This window comes from Pseudomonas sp. LBUM1655, from assembly GCF_059716085.1.
Genome location: NZ_CP166801.1, coordinates 5,366,947 through 5,382,784, shown reverse-complemented (window position 1 = coordinate 5,382,784; position 15,838 = coordinate 5,366,947). Strand labels below are relative to the sequence as shown.

At 58.4% G+C, this 15,838-nt stretch carries 15 protein-coding genes; 10 read left to right on the top strand and 5 right to left on the bottom strand.

Annotation, left to right across the window (positions count from 1 at the left end; genetic code table 11):
• The first annotated feature begins 217 nt into the window (after positions 1-217).
• On the top strand, positions 218-664 hold the full coding sequence (locus tag ACA074_RS24140; RefSeq protein ID WP_489879952.1) for a DUF4879 domain-containing protein: 447 nt from the start codon (positions 218-220) through the stop codon (positions 662-664).
• 67 nt (positions 665-731) lie between these two features.
• Entirely contained in the window at positions 732-1,283 is a 552-nt protein-coding gene (locus ACA074_RS24135) for a DJ-1 family glyoxalase III (RefSeq protein WP_497615391.1), read from the top strand.
• Between the two features lie 6 nt (positions 1,284-1,289).
• Here the strand turns inward: ACA074_RS24135 and ACA074_RS24130 are convergent, their stop codons facing one another.
• Positions 1,290-2,528: an MFS transporter gene (locus tag ACA074_RS24130; RefSeq protein ID WP_187681203.1), complete on the bottom strand. Its 1,239-nt coding sequence runs from the start codon at positions 2,526-2,528 to the stop codon at positions 1,290-1,292.
• 430 nt (positions 2,529-2,958) lie between these two features.
• On the opposite strand from ACA074_RS24130, the gene ACA074_RS24125 reads away from it, so the two are divergent.
• The 3 genes from ACA074_RS24125 to ACA074_RS24115 are packed head-to-tail and all read left to right on the top strand — an operon-like array spanning position 2,959 to position 5,637.
• The gene (locus tag ACA074_RS24125; RefSeq protein ID WP_401267284.1) at positions 2,959-4,401 is read left to right on the top strand and encodes a cytochrome ubiquinol oxidase subunit I; all 1,443 of its coding nucleotides are present in this window, start codon (positions 2,959-2,961) and stop codon (positions 4,399-4,401) included.
• Positions 4,402-4,404: 3 nt separating this feature from the next.
• Positions 4,405-5,412 (top strand): cytochrome d ubiquinol oxidase subunit II, encoded by a 1,008-nt coding sequence (cydB, locus tag ACA074_RS24120; RefSeq protein WP_095190343.1) that lies wholly within the window; start codon positions 4,405-4,407, stop codon positions 5,410-5,412.
• A 57-nt stretch (positions 5,413-5,469) separates the two neighbouring features.
• Complete coding sequence (locus tag ACA074_RS24115; protein WP_187681201.1) at positions 5,470-5,637, top strand: DUF2474 domain-containing protein; 168 nt, start codon at positions 5,470-5,472, stop codon at positions 5,635-5,637.
• Positions 5,638-5,709: 72 nt separating this feature from the next.
• Here ACA074_RS24115 and ACA074_RS24110 read toward each other — a convergent pair whose 3' ends face one another.
• Together ACA074_RS24110 and ACA074_RS24105 are read right to left on the bottom strand one after the other, a co-directional pair.
• A complete protein-coding gene (locus ACA074_RS24110; RefSeq protein ID WP_489879980.1) occupies positions 5,710-6,834 on the bottom strand; it encodes a methyltransferase in 1,125 nt (374 codons plus the stop codon).
• A gap of 176 nt (positions 6,835-7,010) precedes the next feature.
• On the bottom strand, positions 7,011-7,724 hold the full coding sequence (locus ACA074_RS24105; protein ID WP_497677933.1) for an autoinducer binding domain-containing protein: 714 nt from the start codon (positions 7,722-7,724) through the stop codon (positions 7,011-7,013).
• A gap of 319 nt (positions 7,725-8,043) precedes the next feature.
• On the opposite strand from ACA074_RS24105, the gene ACA074_RS24100 reads away from it, so the two are divergent.
• Positions 8,044-8,820 (top strand): ferredoxin--NADP reductase, encoded by a 777-nt coding sequence (locus ACA074_RS24100; protein ID WP_401267276.1) that lies wholly within the window; start codon positions 8,044-8,046, stop codon positions 8,818-8,820.
• A 43-nt stretch (positions 8,821-8,863) separates the two neighbouring features.
• Here ACA074_RS24100 and mscL read toward each other — a convergent pair whose 3' ends face one another.
• A complete protein-coding gene (gene mscL, locus ACA074_RS24095; protein ID WP_187681198.1) occupies positions 8,864-9,277 on the bottom strand; it encodes a large-conductance mechanosensitive channel protein MscL in 414 nt (137 codons plus the stop codon).
• Positions 9,278-9,563: 286 nt separating this feature from the next.
• Here mscL and ACA074_RS24090 point away from each other — a divergent pair, with 286 nt between their 5' ends.
• From ACA074_RS24090 to radA, 3 genes are read left to right on the top strand one after another with little or no spacing between them, the layout of a single operon-like run.
• Positions 9,564-11,105, top strand: coding sequence for a catalase (locus tag ACA074_RS24090; RefSeq protein ID WP_497677932.1), 1,542 nt, complete (start codon positions 9,564-9,566; stop codon positions 11,103-11,105).
• 60 nt (positions 11,106-11,165) lie between these two features.
• Positions 11,166-11,711, top strand: coding sequence for an ankyrin repeat domain-containing protein (locus ACA074_RS24085; protein ID WP_497677931.1), 546 nt, complete (start codon positions 11,166-11,168; stop codon positions 11,709-11,711).
• Between the two features lie 45 nt (positions 11,712-11,756).
• Positions 11,757-13,124: a DNA repair protein RadA gene (gene radA, locus ACA074_RS24080; protein WP_007909773.1), complete on the top strand. Its 1,368-nt coding sequence runs from the start codon at positions 11,757-11,759 to the stop codon at positions 13,122-13,124.
• Positions 13,125-13,236: 112 nt separating this feature from the next.
• On the opposite strand, the gene ACA074_RS24075 is transcribed toward radA, so the two are convergent.
• Entirely contained in the window at positions 13,237-13,605 is a 369-nt protein-coding gene (locus ACA074_RS24075) for a PilZ domain-containing protein (protein ID WP_401267268.1), read from the bottom strand.
• Between the two features lie 159 nt (positions 13,606-13,764).
• Between ACA074_RS24075 and ACA074_RS24070 the strand changes: the two genes are divergently transcribed.
• On the top strand, positions 13,765-15,831 hold the full coding sequence (locus tag ACA074_RS24070) for a carbon starvation CstA family protein (RefSeq protein ID WP_187679183.1): 2,067 nt from the start codon (positions 13,765-13,767) through the stop codon (positions 15,829-15,831).
• The last annotated feature ends 7 nt before the right edge of the window (positions 15,832-15,838 follow it).

The window sequence follows — 15,838 nt, the reverse complement described above, 5'->3', positions numbered from 1 at the left end:
TCCCCGTGGCGCGCATGGCGCCGTGAATGTATCGACCTCAACAGCAAAGCACAGACAGTCGCAAGCGCCTGAGAAATTGTGGTGGGCCGGAAAAAGCCGCGCATCATACCAGCAGCGTGAGGAATATGGCGGTTGTTGGTGTCGATCGTCGTCGAAGTTTTGCGTTGGGTCCAACTGCGCCATACTGCGCGCTGATTTTTTGGGGGGTGGGTAACGCATGAGCAAGCGCTGGTTGAAGACTTTCGGCCTATTGGCCGTTCTGATGGGCGGGGCGTCTGGCGCCTGGGCTGCGTCGGCCCCACCGTTAACTCAGTTAAAGGTGTTGAAAGTCGAGTCACCGAGCTGCGGCTTCGAAGACATCGCTGAAGGTCAGGAACAGACGCGTTGCGACCACAGCGGCCCGAATATCAAGGTTTACGTGCTGGAGGTCGGCTACGGTCGCGAGGCGCACGTAGCGTTGGACGGTTTTGAGGTGAACGGCACACGAACCCCGGTCTGCGCTTTTGATAACGGCAATCTGACCGAGTGCACGGTCGGCAAGAAAACCTTGGGCTATCTGTATGTGCTCGACCTGGCTGGCAAGCAGGACGGTATCTTCACCTTTACCAACATGTCCATCAACGCGCCGGGCAACAGGATGTCGACGCAGCTTTACATCAAGTAACGGCGACGACCGAACGAGGCCGGGTAAAGCTGACTACGCTTTGAAGATCACTCAGCGGATAGCGCCCATGACCTTTAGAGCCCTGATTACCCTCGCCGAGGGCATCGATGATCTGCAAAGCGTGACCCTGATCGACGTATTGCGTCGCGCCGGCATCGAAGTGATGGCGGCCAGCATCGAAGGTCGGCGCATGCTGACCTGTGCCCGCGGCACCCGCCTGACCGCCGACGGCATGCTGATCGATGTGCTGGCACAGACTTTCGACCTGATCGTCCTGCCCGGCGGCGGCGTCGGTTCACAACACCTGGCGGCTCATCAGCCGCTGCAACAACTGCTCAAGGATCAGGCCAGCGCCGGACGCCTGTTCGCCGCCATCGCCGAAGCCCCGGCAGTCGCCCTGCAAGCCTTCGGCGTTTTGCGCCAGCGGCGCATGACGTGTCTACCGAGCGCCAGTCATCAGTTGTCGGGCTGTACGTTTGTTGATCAACCGGTGGTGGTTGATGGCAACTGCATCACCGCCCAGGGTTCTGGTGCGGTGCTGGAATTTGCTCTGGCGCTGGTGGAACAACTTGGGGGCAAGGCATTAAGGGCGAAAGTTGGGGGGGAGTTGTTGGTCTGACGAGCGCTAAACCTTCGCTTCTTCCACCAACTCCGTCATCCGATCCCGTTTGGCCAATGTCGGAAACAGTTTGATCCACGTCCCCGTCACCACCAGCGTACCGACTCCGCCCATGACCACTGCCGGCACGGTGCCGAACCAGTGGGCGGTGAGGCCGGATTCGAATTCGCCCAACTGGTTCGAGGCGCCGATGAACAGACCGTTTACGGCGCTGACCCGGCCGCGCATTTCGTCCGGGGTTTCCAGTTGGACGAAGGAGGCGCGGATCACCATGCTGATCATGTCCGCCGCACCGAGCACCACCAGCACGGCCAGCGAGAACCAGAACGAAGTCGACAGGCCGAAAGCGATGGTGGCGACGCCGAATATGCCCACCGCGGTGAACATCACCCGGCCGACATTGCGCTCCACGGCAAACCGCGCGAGGAACAGTGACATCCCCAGCGCGCCGACCGCTGGCGCCGAGCGCAGCAGGCCGAGGCCCCACGGCCCGGTCAGCAATATGTCTTTGGCGAATACTGGCAGCAACGCGGTGGCGCCACCAAGCAGCACCGCGAACAGATCCAGAGAGATCGCCCCGAGAATGTCCGGACGGCTGCGAATGAAACGAATCCCCGCCAGCAACGAATCCAGCGTGGCTTTGCCTTTATTCAACGGGGTCTGCCGAGCGGGCAGGTTGAGCATCAGCGAGCAGGCAATCACATAAAGCAGCACCGTCGGGCCATACACCCAGACGCTGCCGAACGCATAAAGCAAACCGCCGAGTGCCGGGGCGACGATGGTCGCCGACTGTTGCGCCGATTGCGCGGCCGCGACCGCGCGCGGGAACAGCGACGCGGGCACGATGCTCGGCAGCAGCGCCTGCGTGGTCGGCATTTCGAACGAGCGCGCCGCACCCAGCAAGAAGGCGAGGATGAAGATCATTTCCCGGGTGACGTGATCGGTGGCGCTGCCAATGGCCAGCGCCAGAGCGATCAAGGCCTGCAACGACTGACAGATCGCCGCGACTCTGCGCCGGTCATAGCGGTCGGCGACATGCCCGGTGTGCAGCATGAACAGCACGCGCGGTGCGAACTCGACAAGACCCACCAGGCCCAGGTCGAGCACGTTGCCGGTCAACTGATACAGGTTCCAGCCAATCGCCACAGTGAGCATCTGGAACCCGCTGGCGGTGAAAATCCGGGCCAGCCAGAACGCGAGAAACGGACGATGGTGACGTAACAGCAGGGGCTCTTGGCTGGGCATCTGGAGGCAGGTCTGGTTCGAGGGGGAACTGCGAGGTTATCACCAGTCTGTAACAGGAAGTTGCTATGAAAAAAAATTTAGTTAGCCAGACATCGATTATCCCCGCGCCCTCAACTCCCTGCGACAAGGGAGCACGCCGTTTCGCCACATGGCATGTACTTCAGAGCATTGCCGTAACCGTGAGGCAACTTGTCACGCGGCAAACGACCACGCGGTTCTTCGTCTGAAATGGGACTACTCTTTCAACGTTGCTTGATCCAGATCAAGGCCTCTAACGGAATTGATCCGGCGGCCCGATGGCCAGACTCCCTGCGTTGCGATGGTTGTTAAAAAAGAACGAATCAGAATTCGCCGCACTCCATATCCGTGGGGGCAGTAGGCGTAGGGGCCACAAGCCCCGCAGCCGGTATTACCTGACAGAGGAAGACTTATGTTCGGTTTAGAGGCACTCGATCTCGCCCGAATTCAGTTCGCGTTTACCGTCTCATTTCACATCCTGTTCCCGGCCATCACCATTGGCCTGGCGAGCTACCTGGCGGTGCTCGAAGGCTTGTGGCTGAAAACTCATAACGACACCTACCGTGACCTCTACCATTTCTGGTCGAAGATCTTTGCCGTCAACTTCGGCATGGGCGTGGTCTCCGGTCTGGTTATGTCCTACCAGTTCGGCACCAACTGGAGCCGCTTCTCGGACTTCGCCGGTGCCGTCACCGGGCCTTTGCTGACCTATGAGGTGCTCACGGCGTTCTTCCTCGAGGCCGGTTTCCTAGGGGTGATGCTGTTTGGCTGGAACAAGGTCGGACGCGGCCTGCACTTTTTCTCCACGGTGATGGTGGCGATCGGCACATTGATCTCGACGTTCTGGATTCTCGCTTCCAATAGTTGGATGCAAACCCCGCAGGGCTTCGAAATCGTTAACGGCCAAGTCATTCCCACCGACTGGCTGGCCATCATCTTCAACCCCTCGTTCCCGTACCGCCTGATGCACATGGCGACTGCCGCGTTTGTGGCCACGGCATTCTTCGTCGGCTCCTCGGCGGCCTGGCACCTGTTGCGCGGCAAGGACAACCCGGCGATACGCACCATGCTGTCGATGGCGATGTGGATGGCATTGATCGTCGCGCCGATCCAGGCCGTCATCGGCGACTTCCATGGCCTCAACACCCTCAAGCATCAACCGGCAAAAATCGCTGCCATCGAAGGCCACTGGGAAAACAAGGGTGACGAACCCACGCCGCTGATCCTGTTCGGCTGGCCGGACATGAAAGAAGAGAAAACCAAATTCGCCGTGGAGATCCCGTACCTCGGCAGCCTGATCCTGACCCACTCGCTGGACAAGCAAGTGCCGGCGCTCAAGGATTTTCCACCCGAAGACCGGCCGAACTCGACCATCGTGTTCTGGTCGTTCCGGATCATGGTCGGCCTCGGTTTCCTGATGATCTTCACCGGTCTGTGGAGCTTGTGGCTGCGTAAACGCGACACCCTCTACACCTCACGTCCGTTCCTGTATCTGGCGTTGTGGATGGGGCCGTCCGGGTTGATCGCGATTCTCGCCGGCTGGTTCACCACGGAAATCGGCCGTCAGCCGTGGGTGGTCTACGGGCTGATGCGCACGGCGGATGCGTCGTCCAATCACAGCTTCGTGCAGATGAGCATCACGCTGATCATGTTCGTCGTGGTGTATTTCGCCCTGTTCGGTGCCGGCCTGGGCTACATGATGCGTCTGGTGCGCAAAGGGCCGAAGATCAGCGAAGGCGCAGAAACGCCAGAAGGTGGTCCGGGCAAGCAACGCACGCCGGCCCGTCCGCTGTCCGCTGCGGACGATACGGCCGATGCCGATCACGATGCTCCCAGCCTGACCAAGGAGATTTGACTCATGGGTATTGATCTTCCGCTGATCTGGGCCGTGATTATCATCTTCGGCATCATGATGTACGTGGTCATGGACGGCTTCGACCTCGGGATCGGGATTCTCTTCCCATTTATTCCGGGCAAGACCGACCGTGACGTGATGATGAACACCGTCGCCCCGGTCTGGGACGGTAACGAAACGTGGTTGGTGCTGGGCGGCGCGGCGTTGTTCGGCGCCTTTCCGCTGGCCTATTCGGTGGTGCTCTCGGCGCTGTACCTGCCGTTGATATTCATGCTGATCGGTTTGATTTTTCGCGGCGTGGCATTCGAGTTTCGCTTCAAGGCCAAGGACGACAAGCGTCACCTGTGGGACAAGGCATTCATCGGCGGTTCGGTGGCGGCGACGTTCTTCCAGGGCGTGGCGCTCGGCGCATTCATCGATGGTTTGCCGGTGGTCAATCGACAGTTTGCCGGCGGATCACTGGACTGGCTGACACCGTTCACGATGTTCTGCGGCGCTGCGCTCGTGGTGGCTTATGCCTTGCTCGGTTGCACCTGGCTGATCATGAAGACCGAAGGCAAGCTTCAGGAACAGATGCATAACCTGGCACGGCCGCTGGCATTCGTACTGCTGGCCGTGATCGGTATCGTCAGTATCTGGACACCACTGGCGCACCCGGACATCGCGACACGCTGGTTCAGCATGCCGAATCTGTTCTGGTTCATGCCGGTACCGATTCTAGTGCTGGTGACGATGTACGGTTTGATCCGTGCCGTGGCGCGCAATGCCAACTACATGCCGTTCCTGCTGACCCTGGTGCTGATTTTTCTCGGCTACAGCGGTCTGGGTATCAGCCTGTGGCCGAACATTGTGCCGCCGTCGATCTCGATCTGGGACGCCGCCGCACCGCCGCAAAGTCAGGGCTTCATGCTGGTAGGCACGCTGTTCATCATCCCGTTCATTCTGGGTTACACCTTCTGGAGCTACTACGTGTTCCGCGGCAAGGTCACCCATGAAGACGGTTATCACTAGGCGTGATCAAGATGGCGCTGCCCGCAGCGCCATCTCCCTCAAACGGAGGATGAAGCAATGACCGGCAAACATTCCCTGAACGATATTGAAGAAGCTGAAAAAAAGCCGCTGTGGCAGCGGCTCGGCTGGTTAGCGATGATCTGGGTTGGTAGCGTCGGCGCGCTGTTTATCATCGCCAGCCTGATGCGCATGTTCATGAACGCCGCAGGCCTGACCACTCACTGAATCACTCCGTCCCGGCGCCTTCGGGTACGGATTTGTAACCCTCCTGATGGAGGGTTTTTTTTGCCTGGCGGTTTACTTGCGGGCCTTGAGGATCACGAATTTCGGTGTGGCGGCGACTTGCTCTACACCACGGAACAGCCGCGCCAGTTTGCTGTGATAACCCAGATGACGGTTGCCGACGATGTACAACGCGCCGCCCACCACCAGCGCCTCGCGGGCTTGCTGGAACATGCGCCAGGCGAGGAAATCACCCACGACCTGCTGCTGATGGAACGGCGGATTGCACAACACCACGTCCAGCGATTGCGGCTCCTGACCGGCCAAACCATCACCCGCACGCACGATCACGTCGCGATCACCGAACGCGGCGCGCCAGTTTTCGGCAGCCGACTGCACGGCCATGAACGATTCATCGACCAGCGTGTACTGTGCGTCCGGGTTTTGCAGTGCGCTGGCAATGGCCAGTACACCGTTACCGCAACCCAGGTCGGCGACTCGTGCACTGCCAAGATTCTTCGGCAGATGCGGGAGAAACGCGCGGGTGCCGATGTCCAGGCCTTCGCGGCAGAACACGTTGGCGTGGTTAAGCAACTCAATGGCCGGATCGTCAAGGCGATAGCGAGACGGGTAGGGCGACACGGCTGGCGTTTTCGCCTCAGGTGTGGCGATCAGCAGCCGAGCTTTTTTTACCGCCAGTGATGCCTGTACGGGGCCGACGTAGCGCTCCAGCAGGTCGCCCGCTGCGCGCGGCAGATGTTTGACCATCGCTGCTGCGACCACTTCAGCGCCGGGCGCCAGTTGTCCTTGCAGGCGAATCAGTTGTTCCTCCAGCAAGGCCAGGGTTTTCGGTACGCGGATCAATACCCGATCGAACGGCCCGAGCAAGGGCTCACTGGCCGGGATACCGCAAATCGCGTCGAACGCGTGGCCATTGCGCAGCAGGTTTTTTTCCAGCCCTTGAAAGCCCAGAAACGAATCACCGCTACTGCTGACCGTCACCTTGCCGAGCAGACTGGCGGCCAGCGCGCCGAAGCTGTCGTTGAGCACCAGAACCCGCGTGTCAGCCGTCGGTTGCTGCGCGGCCAGATGATTGAGCAAATATTCATCGGCGGCATCGAACGCCTGCAGCGGTTCGTTTTGCTGTTCGGGCTGGCGGATCAGGTCGAGTTGGGCGAAGGGCGTATCGAGCAAAGGCATGGGGCGGGGACTCAGGATAATCGACGGATGTCCCGCTGCCTGGGTGACGTACGGCGGAACCCGACCGAGTGGACTGCAACGCAAACGGCTGGCGTCATCACTCAGGAAGGGCATAAATGGTACGTTTTTTTCTGCGGGAATACCCGCACGTTTTAATCGGGGGCAAAGCAATGGGTCTAGATGATTCCGGCTCTGGCGGCCGCGATGACAGCGGAAATCTTGTTGCAGACGTTGAGCTTCCCGATAACGTTCTGCACGTGATAGTTCACGGTGCGTTCGCTCAAGCTGAGGATTTTCGAGATCTCATAAGCCGTTTTGCCACTGGCGGACAATTGCAGCACCTCCAGTTCTCGGGGTGAAAGATGCGGTTGGCGGGACTTGGCGGGCTGTGCGGGCAAGGCCCTGGCGAACAGTTCGCTCAAGTAGCTGGTGGCGTAGAACATATAGCCAAAATGCTCATACAACTCGAGCGGACTGATCGGGCAGTGCTTTCGGGCAAGGCTGATAATGCTGCACAAGCCGCTTTCCTCGTTATGGAACGCCTGAGACCAGCCGTGTTGCAGTCTGTGTTCCTTCAGTGATTCCCATAACTGAGGCGTTTCGGCGAATACCGTTTCATTCCATACGATGGGTAACATTGAGTGGTTGCAGTGTGCTATTACCGGATCAATTTTCCGGAAGTTTTTTTGTGCATATTGTTGATTCCATTCGTCAGGGTAGTTGTTGATTTGCAAGGCATTAAGATGAATTTCCCGGTGCGGCGAAGTGACTGAAATTGCGCAGAAGTTAAATCCTAGATTCTCGGCAAATTTCAGCAAGATCGGATAAGCGGCATCTATTCCCTTGGCGAAAGTCAGTTGCTTTAATTGCGACTCCTTCCACGTTTCCATTAAAAACTCTCCGTTGGTGTTGCGGGGGCGCCGAGTGGATCCAAAAGATCCGGCACGGGTCGAAGTGTAGGACGTTTCCTACGAAGAGTTTTAAATTTTTTCGCTCTTGAGAATGCGTGTGTGGTCATAAAGCGTTATTAGCAATAGCGAAGTTTTAGTATGCAACTTGTCATCCTAAATTTTAGTTTGCATAGCTTGCTTGCTTTAAATGCGGTTAATAGTTGTCGGTGGCGTGCGTTGATAAAGCCATTACCAATCATCGGTGTTTAAGCGCGCAGATTTGCGGGACACTGCTGGTCATCGTTCAACGGAGTGCCCCATGACCGCCAGTGCAGAGAAGTTTACCGCTCAGACCTTGCTCGACGTGCAGCCCTTGACCTCCAGCCTGTTCACTTTGCGCACCAGTCGTGATGCCGGTTTTCGTTTCCGGGCTGGGCAATTCGCCCGGCTCGGCGTGACCAAGGCCGATGGCAGCACTGTGTGGCGCGCCTATTCGATGGTGTCGTCACCCTTTGACGAGTTTCTTGAATTTTTCTCCATCGTAGTGCCGGGCGGCGAGTTCACCAGCGAGCTGAGCCGACTGCAGATCGGCGATACCTTGCTGGTGGATCGCCAAGCATTCGGCTACCTGACCCTTGATCGCTTCGTTGACGGCCGTGATCTGTGGCTGTTATCCACCGGTACCGGGGTGGCGCCTTTTCTGTCGATCCTTCAGGACTTCGAGGTCTGGGAAAAATTCGAACGGATCATTCTGGTGTACAGCGTGCGCGAAGCGCGGGAGCTGGCGTATCAGCAGATGATTGCCGGGCTGGCGCAACGTGAATACTTGAGTGAACACGCACACAAGTTGCGTTTCATCCCGACAGTCACCCGTGAAGCCCATCCCGGAGCGTTGAACGGTCGCATTACTACACTGATCGAAAACGGTGAGCTGGAACGGGCGGCGGGCGTGGAGCTGTCGGCTGAACATTCGCGGGTCATGTTGTGCGGCAATCCGCAGATGATCGACGACACTCGTGCGTTGCTGAAAAAAAGGCACATGAGCCTCAGCCTCACCCGCCGACCGGGACAGGTGGCCGTAGAAAACTACTGGTAAACAAACGGCGCCCTAAGGCGCCGTTTTTCAGGGTGCAGTCAAGTCAGGGCTGATTGTTCCGGGCCTTGAGCAGATCGCGGATCTCACCCAGCAATTCTTCTTCCTTGGTCGGCACCGGTGGCAGGGTAGGGGCCACGGCTTCTTCGCGTTTCAGGCGGTTGATGGCTTTGACGCCCATGAAGATTGCGAAAGCGACAATCACGAAGTCGAGCACGCTCTGGATGAATTTGCCGTAAGCCAGCATGACCGCAGGGGCCTCGCCTTGGGCAGCTTTGAGCGTAATTGCCAGGTCACTGAAATCCACTCCACCGATCAGCAGGCCGATCGGCGGCATGATCACGTCACCGACAAACGATGAAACGATTTTGCCGAAGGCGGCACCGATGATGATACCGACGGCCATGTCGACCACATTGCCTTTGACCGCGAAGGCCTTGAACTCACTTATCACGCCCATAGGTTATTTCCTTGTTACAGATGAGTTTGGTGTACGCAGTGTAAATCAGCAAAACGCGTCCTGCGCGAAACACCTTCTTACAATGCCCGTTTTAATCGACACATTAATCCACGATTAGTTTGCAAAGTGCCACTAATCGCGCGCGAAATACGCCGTAACTCACTGATCGGGAAGCCAATTTTTTCAATCATGGCGTTACGTTCTTTCTATTTATGTTCAGCGGCACAGGCCTCTAGCCTTGGGTTGGCGCACCTGGATGCGCCCAAAAAAACCAGAGGAACCTGATATGAATGCCACTCTTGGACTGGGGGCTTTTCCCCATCGCCGCACACTTGGCGTAATCACCGCCAGCCTGTTGACCTTTTCCGTGCATGCCGCGCCCCTGACCCGGGATAACGGTGCGGCGGTGGGCGACAATCAGAACTCGCAGACCGCCGGCGCCAACGGCCCGGTGTTGCTGCAGGATGTGCAGTTGATCCAGAAGCTGCAGCGCTTTGACCGCGAGCGCATTCCCGAGCGTGTGGTTCACGCCCGTGGCACCGGCGCCCACGGCACTTTCACCGTGACCAACGACCTCAGCGACTTGAGCAAGGCCAAGGTATTTGCCGCCGGCCAGAGCACGCCGGTATTCGTGCGGTTCTCTGCCGTGGTTCACGGTAACCACTCCCCGGAAACCCTGCGTGACCCGCGTGGTTTCGCCACCAAGTTCTATACCGCCGACGGCAACTGGGATCTGGTGGGCAACAACTTCCCGACCTTCTTCATCCGTGACGCGATCAAATTTCCGGACATGGTGCATGCGTTCAAACCCGACCCGCGCACCAATCTTGATGATGACTCGCGCCGATTCGACTTCTTCTCCCATGTACCGGAAGCCACGCGTACGCTGACCGAGCTGTATTCCAACTCGGGAACACCAGCCAGTTATCGCGAAATGGACGGCAACGGAGTGCATGCCTATAAGTTGGTCAATGCCAAAGGCGAAGTGCACTACGTAAAGTTTCACTGGAAGAGCTTGCAGGGCATCAATAATCTCACCCCTAAACAAGTCACAAAAGTTCAGGGTCAGGATTACAGTCATATGACCAATGACTTGGTGACTAATATAAACAAAGGCAACTTCCCGAAATGGGACTTGTACATTCAGGTTCTGAAACCACAAGATTTGTCCAAGTTTGATTTCGATCCGCTGGATGCAACCAAGATCTGGCCGGGTATTCCAGAACGTAAAGTTGGACAAATGGTTCTAAACCGTAATCCGGCAAACGTATTCCAGGAAACCGAACAAGTTGCAATGGCACCGGCCAATGTTGTTCCGGGTATCGAACCTTCCGAAGATCGATTGTTGCAAGGTCGCGTGTTCTCTTATGCCGACACGCAAATGTATCGTCTTGGCGCCAATGCCCTGCAATTGCCGATCAACGCGCCGAAAGTCGCGGTGAACAACGGCAATCAGGATGGCGCGATGAACTTCGGTGCCAGCCAGTCCGGTGTGAACTATCAGCCGAGCCGTTTGCAACCGCGTGAAGAAACGCCAGCGGCGCGTTACAGCCAGATGGCGCTGTCGGGCAGCACGCAGCAGGCGAAGATCCAGCGTGAGCAGAACTTCAAGCAGGCCGGCGATCTGTATCGCTCGTTCAGCAAAAAGGAACGCCGCGACCTGATCGACAGCTTCGGCGGCTCGCTGGCCACCACGGATGAAGAGAGCAAGCACATCATCCTGTCCTTCCTTTATAAAGCCGATCCGGAGTACGGCACCGGCGTGACTGAAGTGGCCAAGGGTGACCTGAGCCGGGTCAAGGCACTGGCGGCCAAACTGGTCGACTGATCCAACGCTGATGCAAAACGGGGTCTGAATCAGGCCCCGTTTCGCCAAAGGAGACTGCTGATGCGTATCTGTCTTTTATTGTTTTGCAGCTGCCTGTCGTTCTCTGCGTGGGCGGCTTCGCCCGAGCAGGACCCTGAAGCCATCAGGGCGCAACTGCAGGACTACTATTTCGACGCGGCCCGGCGCGGTGATGTGCCGATGCTCGATACCTTTATCGAGTCCGGATATTCGCTCGACACCCGCGATGACAAGGGCTACACCGCGCTGATTCTGGCGGCGTATCACGGCCAGGCACCCGCGGTTGAAAGGCTACTCGCCGCCGGGGCGGATGCCTGTGCTCAGGATCAACGCGGCAACACGGCGCTGATGGGCGCGATTTTCAAGGGCGAGTTGCAGATTGCCCGGCGCTTGATGGCCACCGATTGCAGTCCCGACCAACGTAACGGTGCCGGTCAGACGGCCGCCATGTACGCCGGCTTGTTCAAGCGTCAGGAATTGCTCGACGCGCTGAAAGCCAAAGGCGCCGATCTGAATGCCGAAGATCCGCTGGGTAACAGCGCCGCACGTCTGGCCAGCGGGGAATTCCGTACCGCCGCGCCGCGCTGATCGGCAGCGCGTGCGTTATCATCGCGGTTTTTGTCGGGGGTTCTGATGGCCAAGGCCAAGCGCATGTACGGCTGCACCGAGTGCGGCGCAACCTTTCCCAAGTGGGCCGGCCAATGTGGCGAGTGCGGTGCCTGGAACACCTTGACCGAAACCATGATCGAGAGCGGCGGCGCGACGGCGCCCACCGGTCGCACCGGTTGGGCCGGGCAACAGGCGCAGATCAAGACGCTGGCCGAAGTCAGCATCGAAGAGATTCCACGGTTTTCTACTGCCTCCGGCGAACTGGACCGCGTGCTCGGTGGCGGGCTGGTCGATGGCTCGGTAGTGCTGATTGGTGGTGATCCAGGGATCGGCAAGTCAACGATTCTGTTGCAGACCCTTTGCAACCTCGCCAAGAGCATGCCAGCGCTGTACGTCACCGGCGAAGAATCCCAGCAGCAAGTAGCCATGCGCGCCCGGCGCCTCGGCTTGCCGCAGGATCAACTGCGGGTGATGACCGAAACCTGTATCGAAACCATCATCGCCACTGCCCGTCAGGAAAAACCCAAGGTGATGGTGATCGACTCGATCCAGACGATCTTCACCGAACAACTGCAATCGGCGCCCGGCGGTGTCTCTCAGGTGCGCGAAAGTGCGGCGCTGCTGGTGCGATACGCCAAGCAAAGCGGCACTGCGATTTTCCTCGTCGGCCACGTCACCAAGGAAGGCGCGCTTGCCGGCCCGCGCGTGCTGGAACACATGGTCGACACCGTGCTGTATTTCGAAGGTGAATCCGATGGCCGTTTGCGTTTGCTGCGGGCGGTGAAAAACCGTTTTGGTGCGGTCAACGAACTCGGTGTGTTCGGCATGACCGACAAGGGACTTAAAGAAGTCTCCAACCCATCGGCGATTTTTCTCACCCGTGCTCAGGAAGAAGTCCCCGGCAGTGTGGTGATGGCGACGTGGGAGGGCACTCGGCCGATGCTGGTGGAAGTGCAGGCGCTGGTCGATGACAGTCATCTGGCCAACCCGCGCCGGGTGACGTTGGGCCTGGATCAGAACCGATTGGCGATGTTGCTGGCGGTTTTGCATCGACACGGCGGCATTCCGACCCACGATCAGGACGTGTTCCTTAACGTGGTCGGCGGGGTGAAGGTGCTGGAAACCGCATCCGATCTGGCGTTGATGGCGGCCGTGATGTCGAGCTTGCGTAATCGGCCGTTGCCCCACGATCTGTTGGTGTTTGGCGAAGTCGGTTTGTCCGGCGAAGTGCGTCCGGTGCCGAGTGGCCAGGAACGTTTGAAGGAAGCAGCCAAGCATGGCTTCAAGCGCGCGATCGTGCCCAAGGGCAACGCGCCGAAAGAGTCGCCGCCGGGGTTGCAGATCATCGCCGTGACGCGTCTCGAACAAGCTCTCGACGCGCTTTTCGAATAACCACGATCCCCTGTAGGAGCTGCCGAAGGCTGCGATCTTTTGATCTTGCTTTTAAAAGATCAGGATCAAAAGATCGCAGCCTTCGGCAGCTCCTACAGGGAGCCGGTTTTAATCAGAGTTCGATCAGAGCGCCCAATTCTCGCTCCAGCTCCTGCGGGTCACCCAGGTTGAACTCAATCAAGCGCCGCAGGCGTTCGATGGACTCCAGGCTGATGTGCTTGCAGACGAAGCCGAGTTGGCCATGGTCGTCGTGGGTCAATTGCACATCCATCTTGATGCCGACCTCATCGTTGAGATGAATATCGACCAGAAAATGCCGCTCCCGATCACCTAACCACGGCTCGGGTTTTTCGATCAACAGACCCTTGAGCGACAGATCAATCAATTTGACCGGCCAGATGTACTCGCCCTGACTCAATTCAGTCTTGGCATCGAACGCGATACGTTTGAAGCGGCGACGCTCAGCTGGGTGCTGGCTCATGGCGCAATCCTCACGAAGGTTTGCTGACTATAGACCCGACCAGTCGGTCGCAGCCAATCGTTAAGGCGTCTAGACCAATGTCGGGGTATGGCCTTTGTCGCCGTAAGCGCTAAACTCGGGGTGGCTGTCTTTCTTGTCCACCCTGGCTGGAATAATAAAATGAAAAATAATAATAGCCTGCTACGCCACTTACCCTGGCTAGTGCTGGCAATCGTAGGAGCGTGCGCCCTGGGCGTAGTGGCATTGCGCCGAGGCGAGGCGATCAACGCCTTGTGGATTGTGGTCGCTGCCGTGGCCATTTATCTGGTTGCGTACCGTTACTACAGCCTGTTCATCGCTAACCATGTGATGCAACTCGATCCGCGTCGGGCCACCCCCGCCGTGCTCAACAATGACGGTCTGGACTATGTGCCGACCAACAAACACATTCTCTTCGGTCACCACTTCGCGGCCATCGCTGGCGCGGGGCCTCTGGTCGGTCCGGTACTGGCGGCGCAGATGGGGTATTTGCCCGGCACGCTGTGGCTGATCGCTGGTGTGGTGCTGGCGGGTGCGGTGCAGGACTTCATGGTTCTGTTCATGTCGACCCGTCGTAACGGCCGCTCCCTGGGCGACATGGTGCGTGAAGAAATGGGCCGCATTCCCGGCACCATCGCGCTGTTTGGCTGCTTCCTGATCATGATCATCATCCTCGCGGTGCTGGCTCTGATCGTCGTGAAAGCCCTGGCCGAGAGTCCATGGGGCATTTTCACGGTGATGGCGACCATCCCGATCGCGATGTTCATGGGCATTTACATGCGCTACATCCGTCCGGGTCGCATTGGTGAGATCTCGGTGGTCGGCGTGTTGCTGCTGCTGGGTTCGATCTGGCTCGGTGGGCAGATCGCCGCCGATCCGGTGTGGGCCAAGGCGTTCACCTTCACGGGTGTGCAGATTACCTGGATGCTGGTCGGTTACGGTTTTGTGGCCGCTTCGCTACCGGTCTGGTTGATTCTGGCGCCGCGTGACTACCTCTCCACTTTCCTCAAGATCGGTACCATCGTCGCTTTGGCGATCGGCATTCTGGTGACCATGCCTGAGCTGAAAATGCCCGCGCTGACCCAGTTCGTCGACGGCACTGGCCCGGTGTGGAAGGGCGGTCTGTTCCCGTTCCTGTTCATCACCATCGCTTGCGGTGCGGTCTCCGGTTTCCACGCGCTGATCTCGTCGGGCACCACGCCGAAGTTGCTGGATAACGAAACCAACGCCCGTTACATCGGTTACGGCGGCATGCTGATGGAATCGTTTGTAGCGATCATGGCCATGGTTGCTGCTTCGGTGATCGAGCCTGGCGTGTACTTCGCCATGAACAGCCCGGCAGCCGTCGTCGGCAGTGATGTGGTGTCTGTTGCGCAAGTGGTCACCAGTTGGGGCTTCGCCATTACGCCTGAGGCGCTGCAAGCCGTGGCGAATGACATTGGCGAAACCACGATCCTGGCCCGTGCCGGCGGTGCGCCGACCCTGGCGGTCGGTATCGCGCAGATCCTGCACAGTGTCCTGCCGGGTGAAAACACCATGGCGTTCTGGTACCACTTCGCAATTCTGTTCGAAGCACTGTTCATCCTCACCGCTGTAGACGCCGGCACCCGTGCCGGGCGTTTCATGCTGCAGGATCTGCTCGGCTCTTTCGTGCCGGCGCTGAAACGTACCGAGTCGTGGACCGCCAACCTGATCGCCACCGCCGGTTGTGTGGCGATGTGGGGCTGGTTGCTGTACCAGGGCGTGATCGATCCACTGGGCGGCATCAACACCCTGTGGCCGCTGTTCGGTATCTCTAACCAGATGCTGGCCGGTATCGCGTTGATGCTTGGTACCGTTGTGCTGATCAAAATGAAGCGCCAGCGCTACATCTGGGTCACTTTGCTTCCGGCTACCTGGCTGCTGATTTGCACCACCACAGCAGGCTTCATCAAGCTGTTCGACGCCAACCCGGCGATCGGCTTCCTGTCGCTGGCCAAGAAGTACAGCGATGCACTCGCCAATGGTCAGGTGCTCGCGCCGGCCAAAAGCGTGGAGCAAATGCAGCACGTGATCTTTAACGCCTACACCAACGCAACGCTGACAGTGCTGTTCCTGTTTGTGGTGTTCAGTATCCTGTTCTACGCGCTCAAGGTCGGCATCGCCGCCTGGGGTAAAAAAGAGCGTACGGATAAAGAATCGCCATTCCAGGCCCTGCCGGATGCGTAACCAGAGG